Source organism: Nitrobacter vulgaris (assembly GCF_031453995.1).
GTDB lineage: Bacteria > Pseudomonadota > Alphaproteobacteria > Rhizobiales > Xanthobacteraceae > Nitrobacter > Nitrobacter vulgaris.
This window is the reverse complement of the sequence record NZ_JAVDPZ010000004.1, coordinates 192489-203297: the sequence shown is the minus strand read 5'-3', so window position 1 is coordinate 203297 and position 10809 is coordinate 192489. Positions and strand designations below refer to the sequence as shown.

The 10809-nt window shown below is 57.7% G+C and carries 11 protein-coding genes; 4 read left to right on the top strand and 7 right to left on the bottom strand.

Features of this window, described 5'->3' with window-relative positions:
* Window positions 1–1156 precede the first annotated feature (1156 nt).
* Window positions 1157–1384, top strand: coding sequence for a hypothetical protein (locus GGQ85_RS04130; protein WP_309773464.1), 228 nt, complete (start codon window positions 1157–1159; stop codon window positions 1382–1384).
* Here the strand turns inward: GGQ85_RS04130 and GGQ85_RS04125 are convergent.
* Both GGQ85_RS04125 and GGQ85_RS04120 read right to left on the bottom strand, forming a co-directional pair.
* Complete coding sequence (locus tag GGQ85_RS04125; RefSeq protein WP_309773463.1) at window positions 1364–1594, bottom strand: hypothetical protein; 231 nt, start codon at window positions 1592–1594, stop codon at window positions 1364–1366. The two genes, GGQ85_RS04130 and GGQ85_RS04125, sit on opposite strands and share 21 nt — an antisense overlap.
* 162 nt (window positions 1595–1756) lie before the next feature.
* Complete coding sequence (locus GGQ85_RS04120) at window positions 1757–2224, bottom strand: helix-turn-helix domain-containing protein (protein ID WP_309773462.1); 468 nt, start codon at window positions 2222–2224, stop codon at window positions 1757–1759.
* 325 nt (window positions 2225–2549) lie between these two features.
* On the opposite strand from GGQ85_RS04120, the gene GGQ85_RS04115 reads away from it, so the two are divergent.
* Complete coding sequence (locus GGQ85_RS04115) at window positions 2550–3353, top strand: dienelactone hydrolase family protein (RefSeq protein ID WP_309773461.1); 804 nt, start codon at window positions 2550–2552, stop codon at window positions 3351–3353.
* 209 nt (window positions 3354–3562) lie between these two features.
* Here the strand turns inward: GGQ85_RS04115 and GGQ85_RS04110 are convergent, their stop codons facing one another.
* On the bottom strand, window positions 3563–4510 hold the full coding sequence (locus GGQ85_RS04110) for a homocysteine S-methyltransferase family protein (protein WP_309773460.1): 948 nt from the start codon (window positions 4508–4510) through the stop codon (window positions 3563–3565).
* A 1137-nt stretch (window positions 4511–5647) separates the two neighbouring features.
* Between GGQ85_RS04110 and GGQ85_RS04105 the strand changes: the two genes are divergently transcribed.
* Window positions 5648–6469, top strand: a complete 822-nt coding sequence (locus GGQ85_RS04105; protein WP_079445238.1) for a zinc/iron-chelating domain-containing protein — start codon at window positions 5648–5650, stop codon at window positions 6467–6469.
* A 25-nt stretch (window positions 6470–6494) separates the two neighbouring features.
* On the opposite strand, the gene GGQ85_RS04100 is transcribed toward GGQ85_RS04105, so the two are convergent.
* From GGQ85_RS04100 to GGQ85_RS04085, 4 genes are all read right to left on the bottom strand, one after another.
* The gene (locus GGQ85_RS04100) at window positions 6495–6674 is read right to left on the bottom strand and encodes a DUF2934 domain-containing protein (RefSeq protein ID WP_079445237.1); all 180 of its coding nucleotides are present in this window, start codon (window positions 6672–6674) and stop codon (window positions 6495–6497) included.
* A 99-nt stretch (window positions 6675–6773) separates the two neighbouring features.
* Complete coding sequence (locus GGQ85_RS04095) at window positions 6774–6926, bottom strand: hypothetical protein (protein ID WP_173815868.1); 153 nt, start codon at window positions 6924–6926, stop codon at window positions 6774–6776.
* A gap of 202 nt (window positions 6927–7128) precedes the next feature.
* The gene (locus GGQ85_RS04090; RefSeq protein WP_309773459.1) at window positions 7129–7809 is read right to left on the bottom strand and encodes an endonuclease/exonuclease/phosphatase family protein; all 681 of its coding nucleotides are present in this window, start codon (window positions 7807–7809) and stop codon (window positions 7129–7131) included.
* On the bottom strand, window positions 7806–9830 hold the full coding sequence (locus GGQ85_RS04085; RefSeq protein ID WP_309773458.1) for a VTT domain-containing protein: 2025 nt from the start codon (window positions 9828–9830) through the stop codon (window positions 7806–7808). The genes GGQ85_RS04090 and GGQ85_RS04085 overlap by 4 nt, the downstream gene beginning before the upstream one ends.
* Window positions 9831–10136: 306 nt before the next feature.
* On the opposite strand from GGQ85_RS04085, the gene GGQ85_RS04080 reads away from it, so the two are divergent.
* Complete coding sequence (locus GGQ85_RS04080) at window positions 10137–10730, top strand: tetratricopeptide repeat protein (protein WP_079445234.1); 594 nt, start codon at window positions 10137–10139, stop codon at window positions 10728–10730.
* The last annotated feature ends 79 nt before the right edge of the window (window positions 10731–10809 follow it).

The window sequence follows — 10809 nt, the reverse complement described above, 5'->3', positions numbered from 1 at the left end:
ATGCTTGGGAAGACAGATCCCGAAGGTGGCCAGCAGGCCCCTAATCGTATTCTCCATATTCATTCGCGATTTGATCGCAACCTCCCGCGCTCGCAATGCCGATGGGTGAGCCACAGGTTTGACAACTGAAATGCAACGGCTGGGAGGCACGATTCGACATACCCGCACGCACGGCCGTGTGCGTTTCGCAGGTCTCACATTTGAGAATAAAATTGATATTCATCGTTGGCTTATCCAAGTGAATTATTTTCGTGCCACCCCTAACACTGGCGCGGAAAGCAGTTGGGCTCATAAGGAGGTTTTTGGCAGTGCGTTTAGCCGTTTGAGGATGTGCAGTTCTGCCAACAATCTCTGCGCATTGAAGTCCTATCTTATAGAAATCGCAGAGTCGCCGAGGCGGGATTCCTAGTAATGTGCTTAGAATCAATGTGGCACTTGCTCAGGCTGAGGGACCTAACGTGATGACGTTATCGCCCGCGGGCGGCGGCATCTACAATAGAACGATTGCAATCCACTTTAGATGGCCAGCGCCGCCGACGAGGCCGACCATCGCAGAAATGAATGAATCTCGACGTGCGACCGTTCGAACTGAAAAATCCATCCCCGCACCATCGCCCTCCAATTCGACCTGCGTTCATTCATCGCCCGCAGAAACAGGAGTGCTCTAAAGTGAATCGCAAGAGGTCAAACTCGGGTTCCGAGCGCGAACTTAGACGGAGGCCATCGCGGGCGGTGGCTCTCAGATCGCTCGCTTGCCCGTCTGGTAGGCTCCGGCACTGCTTAGGAAAAATCGCCAAAGCCAAGCTGACTAGAATTCAGACCCTCGGGGTCACATTTTGATTCGCCGACACTTGACGACATCGGCTGACGCATGGACCCGCCGATTGACGTTCAAGAAGTCTTGTAAACTCGGCGAGTCCCTCGTTCAGGACTGTCCTGCAGATGGCGCCACTTCCGTGTCGGAGTGAGATGAAAGACGACAGAACCAAACGCAATTTGAGCCGCTGAACCGCGCGGAGTATGGTGCCCGGCTCGGCTCAGCGCGAAATGTCTGACGCCGAAGCCTACATGGCGTTGGCGCTAAACAACGCGCAAGGCGAGCTGTCGCTCACCTCCCGCTTCTGGCTTTTTGTTAGCGGCGTGCTATAAAACGCGGATGAGCGAAGAGCCCGGCAATGACGAAGTCCAATTGGTCGTCCATGAGATGCTGCGCGCCATTCGCCGCAACCAGACTGCTATCCTCACCAAGCTCGATAATATCAGCGAGGAAACTCGCACTATGGAAGTGCGCTTCGGCGCGCTCGAAACTCGTTTCTCGGCCATGGAAGAGCGTATGGCTGGCGTGGAAGTGCGGCTCGATCGGCTAGTCATTCCACGAATGTAGCTTATCGGTCGGCCAGCCATTGGCATCGCAGCCGGCCGGGTTGCCGTAAATAGCGCGGAAGTCGTCCTTCATGAACTCGGCCATCTGCAGCCGCTGACCGACGTGCTTGCCTTCCGGCAGGAAGAGATAGCGCTCGCACCATTCAATGTTGTCCTCGGCGCGCTCGGCCGGGATCGAACGGCCCCACGCCCGTGTCTCCAGCAGGCTCACGACGACAGCGCCAGCACCATGACAGTGACCACCACAATGAGGCCAAATATCAGAACCCCGGCGTAGGCCCAGCCAGCCCGCCGTTCCTTGACACCTGCTCTGCTCGTCGCGAACAAGAAACAAAACGACACAAAACAGAACAAGACGACACAAAACGAAATGTCAGCGCCGTGAGTCAACCTTTGACTGATTCGCCAGCATGGCAGTCCTACCAGAACGATACGGATCCCGGCTCAGAGTCTGCTTGGAGACTGTGACCCTGAACTCCTCATACAGCCACTGGCAGAGATCGACGATGCGCCAACGGACAACGCCGCAAATAGCAGGGATCGGCCCGCTTTCGATCACGGCAGCCAACGCCCGACGATGCTCGTCATCAAGTCGGGGCGGCTGACCGGGCGCCTTGCGATCAAAAAGGCCGTCCGGGCCGAGTGCGTTGAACTTCATCACCCAGTCGCGAACAATTTGCACACCAACTCCGCCGATCTTGGCGGCTTCCGTCCGCGTCGCACCGTCGTAGATCGCGGCCAAGGCCAGAAGTCGTCGCGCCTGCGGCCCGTCTTTCGACCGCTTGGCAGCGGACCGTGTCGTCTGTGCGTTGAAATCAACTCGCAGTGGCAGGGGCGACATGGCGAACCTCCCTCGTTCGCCATGTCGAATCAGCCCGCCGCTGATTCGAAAAGCCCCACAGAGTCACGCTCTCCGAGATTTGGTATTAGTCTACGAATAGGTCGCCCGCCGGAGACCCTCGCGCAAATGGCCAGCCTCCGTTATACTGCGCCGCGATCGCTGGCCGTTACGCGCAGGCCCTGTCGCCCCGCTCGAAAAAGGCACCGTGAGTCTGGCGCCGCCGAGGTAACACATTCGGCCTTTTCATTTTCCGAGCTACACTCGTAGCCTGACGCAAAATCGCGGGAATGCCAGTTTATTTGCACAAAACCCGTAGGTGGTCAGCATGCGAATGAATCTAGCGAACATAGTGGGAGCACTTTGCGCCGTCGCGATGGTCGGGAGCGCAAACGCTGCGATCAAGGAGGAGCCGGTCACCTATAAGGACGGCGCTACGACGATGAAGGGGTTCGTCGTATACGACGATACAACCCAAGCCAAGCGGCCCGGGATCGTGATGGTGCATGAATGGTGGGGCATTACCAAGCACATCCATAACGAGGCACGAAACTTCGCAAAGCAGGGCTACACGGTCTTGATTTCTGATATGTACGGAGACGGCAAGACCGCCGACAACCCGAAGGACGCCGGCGCGCTCTCGTCGTCGGTGATGAAAAACCCGACGGTGATGGAGTCGCGCTTCAACGCAGCTCGTGATGAACTCGCCAAGCAACCGTCGGTCAATTCCCAGCGGATCGGCGCCGTTGGTTATTGCTTCGGTGGCGCGGTCGTGCTGAACATGGCACGCGCCGGCGCGGACCTCGCCGCTGTCGCGGGCTTTCATGCATCACTTGGTCTCAATACCCCCGCGCCCAGGCCGGGAGCCGTTAAAGCGAAAATCCTCATCCTGAACGGCGCGGACGACCCGTTCCTCAAGCATGAGCAGTACGATGCGCTGAAAAAGGATTTCGACGCAGCAAAGGTCGATTATCGGGTCATCCGGTATCTCGGCGCGGTGCACGCATTCACAAACCCTGAAGCGACCGAGCTTGGCAAGAAATTCAACCTGCCACTCAGATACGACTCCAAGGCCGACCAGGATTCGAAGGCCGAAGCCGCCAACTTTTTTGCCGCGGACCTAAAAAAATAGACAAGAAAAGCATCTACTGGTTTTTTGACGTGTTTAGGCGCGACATCAAGCAAGGCGAGCTTCGTGTTCACGTCCCGCAGGCGCACCAAGCTGATACCGGCGTAACTTGCGGTTTTGCTTATGCTGTCCTGCTGTCCTCGTGGCCAGGATCACCGAGGAGCCATGCTAAGCGAGAATCTGCAGATTTTTTTGGCGGTCGGGCTCCAGAATCAGGCCCCTCCCGGCATACAGGCTTCGCAGATCGCGGCTATGTGCTTGTGATCGGTTCCGCAGCACCCGCCAAGTATGCGCATTGACGGGAACGCTCGCATCAGCCCGCTGTATCGGCGGCTGAGGTCGGCCATGTCGCCGATGTCGAGCGTGTCGGATTCGTCGAGTTCGGCATGGCTCTTGGCTGACGCGTTAGCGCGCACGCCGTGGATGCGCTTTACCCAATCTTCATCACGCTCCAGCGCCTGCTCGAAATGGATCGGGTGGGCGCAGTTGACCATGTAGTAGGCCGGCGACGTGCTAGTCGCCTCCTCGGTCGACTCGATCGCCGCCCGCAGCGTCGTGCCGTCGACCAGCCTACCATCCATCTCTACAGTGAACGAGACGACGCATGGCATCCCCGCCGACTTCGCAGCTCGTGCGATGCCCACCGCCTCGTTTACCGTATTCATAGTAGTCGCCGAGACCATGTCGGCTTGCGTGCCAGCCAAGATGTTGACCTGGAACGCGTGATAATCTTGTGCTTCGGTAATCTCCATGGCGCCAGCCTTGTAGCCGTCGCCGCGCGGTCCAATTGCTCCGTTCAACACTATCGGCGTTGCCCGCGTTTCCCACAGGTCGCGCAGGGCAGCGATCAGTTCCACCGCCGCGATGTTGACGGCTTTCAGCCTGCAGGCGTCAAATCCGATTAACTGGCCCCAGTCGAGACTTGCCCGCCAGGTGGCGGTGTCGAGCACGAAACCGACGCCACGCTTCCTGGCGATCGGAAGGAAATGCTCGTAATACTTCACCAGCTCTGCGCGACCCTTCTCGTCTTCGAGCAGCACGAAGGATGCGAACTGCGGCAAGTCTTGGCCTTGCAGGAAGATTAGCGCGGTCTCCATTCCGCCGTCGCTGAGGAACAGGCCACCTTGGGCCTGCGGTAATGCGTTACGATACTTCGCCATTGTTGATTCCACTCCATCAATCGACGACGGCAACACGGTCCCGGACGACGCAGTTATTGCCAACTCGTTTTACATTAACTCACGAATATTTTGGACTAGCGGCATTGAGACCGTGCCGCCAAGCGTCAATCAAGATGGAGGCCCTAGGCGCCGACGGCTGCCAGAAGGAAATTGTGGTCGCTACAATTCGAGTTGCAGCAGACCTGTTATACGGACCGCCTGGCGCTGGAGGGCGACGCCGTTGGCACGCTATTCGATGGCGCGTTGGCAGACTGTAAAGATGACGAAAGAGCGGCTGCATTCGCTCACCTGGACCGTCGATCTAAATCCAGGCGACATCACGCATTTATGGGCAACTCGATCACGAGGCCGATGGCGGAGCATCATCCGGAATGGTGCCGAAGTCGCACCGGGCTGCGCATGATCGACTCGCAACCGGCGGGCGCCATCTGGTACGCGCATGCGTGTTGCACGGCCGGCTCCTTTGGCAGCACATCTCAACGGTTTCATGGTCGACGACGGCACATTTGCTTGGTACAAAGCCGGCATCTGATGTAGCGTTAGGTCATTGATTTTGCTGCTGTTAAAAGGGGAAGGAGACAATCCTTTCCTGGGCACCATTTCATTGAAGACCTCTTCTCCTTCAATAAATTAAGCCCTATCAGAGTGTTGCACTTGCCCGGCTGTGTAACAAGGGTGCGCAACAATGCTGTTTCGGCTAGTCGGTCCGATGAAGCGCGATGGCTCTCGTATTCCGGTTTTCGTGTAGCGGATTCCCGTAGATGCGCGCATTACCAGGCCACCGCACTCGCGGCGAGCTCTATCGCATTTGGGCGGACGGTTAAGAATCGCGCCCGGAGCCCCGGCCATTGAGCAAAAGCCCGGTGGCGGCTGGCAGCGCGTAATCGAGACGCAAGCCAATGAGACGTCGGAGCCGTTACAATTCTTGGTGTTTGCGGATATTTCGTTGTCCCTCTACTCAGGCCGACTCCCGACCATCCTCTTTTCGGTTCGGAATCGAGACGATGTGCGGCGCATTCCCGTAGAATAGCGCACTCGTGACTCGGACAAGACGGCTACTCAACGAAAGGGTGAGAAGAAGCGCGCCGCAGCTGAGTCATAAGTAGGAAAAAAGCGATGGAAGCGATTTCGCAAGTTGCTCTCGCGGTCGAAAGAGGCGCAACGACGGTTCGTGGTGTTATCGATGTGACCGGGTTGTCTCGTCTTAAAGTCGAACGCGCACTGCAAACGCTTGAGAAGCAGAAGCGGATTGTTCGCGACAGTGAAGGCTTCAGGCCACCGGGCAAGCCGACGAAACCAAACGTCCGGCAATGTGGATCGTGCAACTGCTGTTGCGATATCCTCGAGGTGACAGCGGTCGCAAAACCGGTGAATGAGTTATGCAAGTATTGGGAGACCGGCAAAGGATGCACCATCTACAACGATCGTCCTCAAATGTGCCGATCGTTCACGTGCGCCTGGCTGCAAGGTCATTTCAACGACGACTGGTTTCCCGAGAAGGCTCGCCTGGTGATGCATTTCAGCGAGAACACGGTCAACGTTCAGGTCGATCCCGAATATCCCGACCGATGGCGACAGGAGCCGTACTTCAGCAAGCTGTGCGAGTTGTCACTCAATGGGATAAGGGCGAGAGGAAACCCCGGCTATGCCACCCTCGTCTTCGTCGGTTCTGACAAATTTCTCCTGCTCGGGCGAACCGCCGTCCCCGATCCGACGCTCTTCGGCACGGCGTTCGTACCCGTCACGCCCGAAACCTTCCGCTATTGGAGGGCCCAGTCGCAGGAGCATGCCCAACGCTTGAATGAACGCGCCGCTGAGATCCAGCGGATACAGCAGGAATTTGGATATTGCGCGATCCCCGACGACGAAGATCCCTATCCTCCTTATCGGCCTGCCCTTCTCCGATTGTCGAAACATCCACCCGATAAATCAGAATAATCCGATCGAACCTGGCAGACTGGTGTCATTCAGTCCACGCTACTCGTTCTGAAATGGGATCTGCTTTTTCTTCGCCGGACAAGTCTTTCTCGGCCTGAAGATAGAACTCCTCATCCTTCCCGGAAGGGAAGCCTTCTTGCTGCCATAGCTCATACGCACGGCGGCGAATCTGTGCCGGGGTGGGGTTTTGGTGGGGTTTTCTCATAGTTGATTTTGGATTGGACGATGGAATCTTGAGAGGGACTGCCCTGCGAGCGGAAAGCTCGCAGGGCAGCTCGCGATGCGGCGATATGCCCGTCAGCCCTCAGGCTGCGAAGTACGCGATATAGACAACTATGAAGGCGGCCACGACCAAACCGGTTCCTGCCACGAGCACGTTGCGCACCGTGGGTCCGCGCTCTGCGCCCCGTGCTTCCGTTGCGGTTTCGACGATGTGTCCGTTTTCCATCTTTGCCATTCGATCGCTCCTAAAATCTGTTGGGTATCCGTTGTGGAACTGCGTATCGCTCAGGAAAGAAAAACGGGCTGCCTCGCAGATCGTTCCTCCAGGCTGCGCGCGTCGTTCTTTCAACGGCAGATACACTGACCAAGCAGCAGTGCGATCAGTGAGCGCTTGCCTGGCCCGGTCCTTGCTCCGCCTGCGGAACCTAAGCGTGGCCTCAGGAGAACGTCACGTCGGCGATGACCGGCAAGTGATCCGAGCAAGCGCGGGCTTCCGGATCGGTCCATGCCCTGGCGATACACCCCGTCCGCACGGTGTAAATGCGATCAAGTCGAAGCACGGGACACCATGATGGAAAGGTGCGCAGTCTAGTCCGCACAGGGCATCGCTGCGCCAATATTCGCCTGACCGATTTGACCCAGAACCAATCGTTGAAATCACCGAGCACGATCGTTCTGGGAGCATCGATGAGATTGACGATTGCGCGAGCCTGCTCCTGACGCTCGCGGATGCTCAGCCCGAGATGGGTAGCGATCACTGCGATCTCTCCGATCGGGGACTGAATACAAGTGGAAATCGCCCTGCGCGCCTCTCGCTCCCGGTATGAAACATCCACGATGGTCGGTGCCCGGATGAAGGGCCACTTACTCAGCAAAACCTGTCCGTAATCGCCATCCGCCGTGACGATCGATCTGGCATCGACGTTATGCGCGCCCACGACACCTGCAAGACGTTCGAAAGGATTGTCGCTGCGTCCGCGAGAGTCGATCTCCTGCAGTCCCACAATATCGGGCGACCATTTCCGAATGATCGACGAGACCGCCCCGATGTCAAAGCGCGGATTGAGATTGAATGTGCCGTGTACGTTCCACGTCATCACGCGGATTGTAAGCGTCATGCTTTCCGCCCGGCGAGCCAGGTGACGACAAACTGAGCCGCGAGGCAGATCGCAATCCAGATAACAATCGTCAATCCGAGAGAAATCACATTCCCCCAGGATTCGCTCTTCGCAAAATCGGCGATCTGTGAACCCAGCGCAGCCATGACCACGATACCCGGCATCATGCCAAAAATCGTACCCACCAGGAAGTCTCTCAATTTCAACTGACTCGCGCCTGCGACAACATTGACGATCGAGAATGGTGCGAGTGGGACCATCCGGAGGATGGCGACCGCGATAATCCCCTTCCCAGCCAGCCGCCCCTGAACGCGCAGCGCGCGAGGCCCGAGAAGATTTTGCAGCCGTTTGTGGCCAAGATAGCGCCCAATCATGAAGAGTAGAGAGGCGCTCAAAATGACCCCTGCCACAGCAGTTATCGCGCCGGTCCAGGGTCCCAATGCTGCGGCTGTCGCTGCGATCAGAACCACGACAGGAAATATGATCAAACCGCCGAGCACAAAGCAGGCGACCGCGATGAACGAAGCAAACGGGGAGTCGTGCTGACTCATGATGGCCGACAGAAAGCCGATATCAGCGTAGCTGCGCAGCGGCGTGTAACGCCAGAGCAACGTCAGGGCCATAAGCATAAGCACGAGGCCCGCCGTTCCCAGGAGGGTTCTTGTGGTCCACATTCTACTTGCGGCGCGTTTGAGATTCAAAGGTATGCGGGGATCGGCAATGGGTTGGATGAAATCATTGAGCGCACGAAACGAAACCTGACCGACCTCGATCGGCTGCAACGCCTTGGTCGCTCCCGCGACTGCATAAGCATCGAGGAACCGCAGCAGACGAGATTCATTCTCAGCAACTTCTTCTTCGGCCGCGCCGCAAAAATGACCGATGAGTCGCCGACGCAACCTGCGAACAAAGTCGCGATGGGCTTCGGTCGTCGCTTCAAACACAAGGTCGCATTCGCTATCCGCACCCATTGAGCGGTTGTTGAGATTGGCCGATCCGATCCGGACGAGATCATCGTCGATAATCATCAGTTTGCTGTGGACCATGATAGGCTGGCCCGCCGTAGATGGATGAAGAATGCGCAATCGTTCCGTGACGCCGGCTTTCTTGAATGGATCAAGAAAGGAGTCGCGACCGCTCTGCATCGCCCGCGACTCAAGCCATGAGGAATGTAGCTTCGGCACGATAATCAGCACTTGAAGTGATGGGACAGCTGCCATCCGTTGGGCGAGGAGCTCGGCGATCTTCCTGACACTGATGAACTGGTTTTCGAGGTAGACAAAAGTCGTCGCGACGCCAATCAACCTTTCGAACAGGAGTTCAACCTCGTGAACGTCCTCGGATGAGTGGCTTGCCACCTCTGTTCTGGCGATCCCGACGGTGACTTCCCGGGCCCCGATCGGTACGGATTTCGGCCACCGGTCGTCGCCGGCAGAACCGACCTTCTCAAAATTGCAACCCGCCGCCTGCCAGCGCCGCATCGCAAGCTCACCGAGAGCCGCTGCCGCTTCGCCGTCGACCATGCACTGGACGTCATGGAAGGGGGGATAGCGCTTTCCCTGCGGATCTTTTCGAAATGGATGCTCGGGAAGATGGTCGCTGGTATCCCAGCGCCGGATCGTCAGGTCGAGCCCACCGACGAAAGCCAGCGAGTTATCGACGACGACAAATTTCTGGTGCTGCGCCGATCCAAGCGGAAGGCACGAATCCCAGCAGAAACGAATCCTGTCATCAGCCGCATCGGCGAATTTGCCAGCAGAACTGACTTCGCGCTCGGCGGCGTACAGCGCCGCAAAGTCCCAAATGAGAATGTTGATTGTGAGTTTGGGCTTGAGTTTTAACAGCGCCTTTAGAAAAGAGGCCAGCGAAAGCGGTAATCCGTCGTTGACGACCCCCGAGGGCCCGACCAGCGGGGTTTCGCTATGAATATCCCATCCAACAATCTGTATTTGTGTTTCGGCCCGCAGAAAGGATTCCCGCAACGCCGCGAAGTATTCGGCGGCATCATTGAGAACCGCCATTCGAGGCGCCCGGCACTTGAACCACACGGTTTGTCCCGGTATGAGAATCGAGGAATTCGTAAGCAGGTCAGATCTCCAATAGACGCTGCGTGCGAGGAACTGCTGGTGGATAGAACGATGCTTGATCTGCCGAGTTCCACATACTAACGCTGAGTTGCGCGCGTTGGCGAGCCTTCAACCCCGTACCGGAAACGGCCTCGCTTTGCTGTCGCCTAGGCGCCGAAAGCACCCACTGCCAATGGGTAGGAATTAGTGGCATACCGGCTTTCTTGCTAAACTCATCCATGCGTCAGGAGTGCACCGTTCATGGCCGTGTCCGATATCATGCTGGCGGCGAGGCTGAACGATCAGGCCGAGCTCTTTAAAGAGCAGGGTCGCTACGCCGAAGCCGAGCCGCTTTACAGACAAGCGCTGGCGATCTGCGCGAAGACGCGCGGGCTCGATCACCCCTCTGTCGCGCTAGGGTTGACCGATCTGGCCGAACTCTACGGCCTCCAGGGCCGCTACGCCGAGGCCGAGCCGCTCTGCAAGCGGGCGTTGGCGACCTGGAAAAAAGCCCTCGGGCCTAGTCACCCCGATCTCGTGCAATCGCTGAACGGTCTGGCCAAACTGTATACCGCCCAGAGCCGCTACGCCGAGGCCGAGCCGCTCTACAAGCGGGCTGTCGTCATCTTCGAGAAGGCGCTCGGCGAGGGTCACCCTTCCGTCGCGTCGGCGCTGGACAATCTGGCCTCACTCTACAAAGCAGAGGCCCGCTACGCCGATGCCGAGCCGCTCTACAAACGAGCGCTGGCGATCCGGGAGAAAGGGCTCGGCCCCGATCACGCTGATGTCGTGAAATCGCGGAGCAATTTGGACGACTTGTATAGCGCCCAGAAGGGGAGCACCGGCAGTCCCTAGAGCCTTTTTCGCTTCTGATAAAATCACGCGAATCGGCATCCACTTCGCTCGAAAACGCCGCCAGGATGAGCGCAGGCAA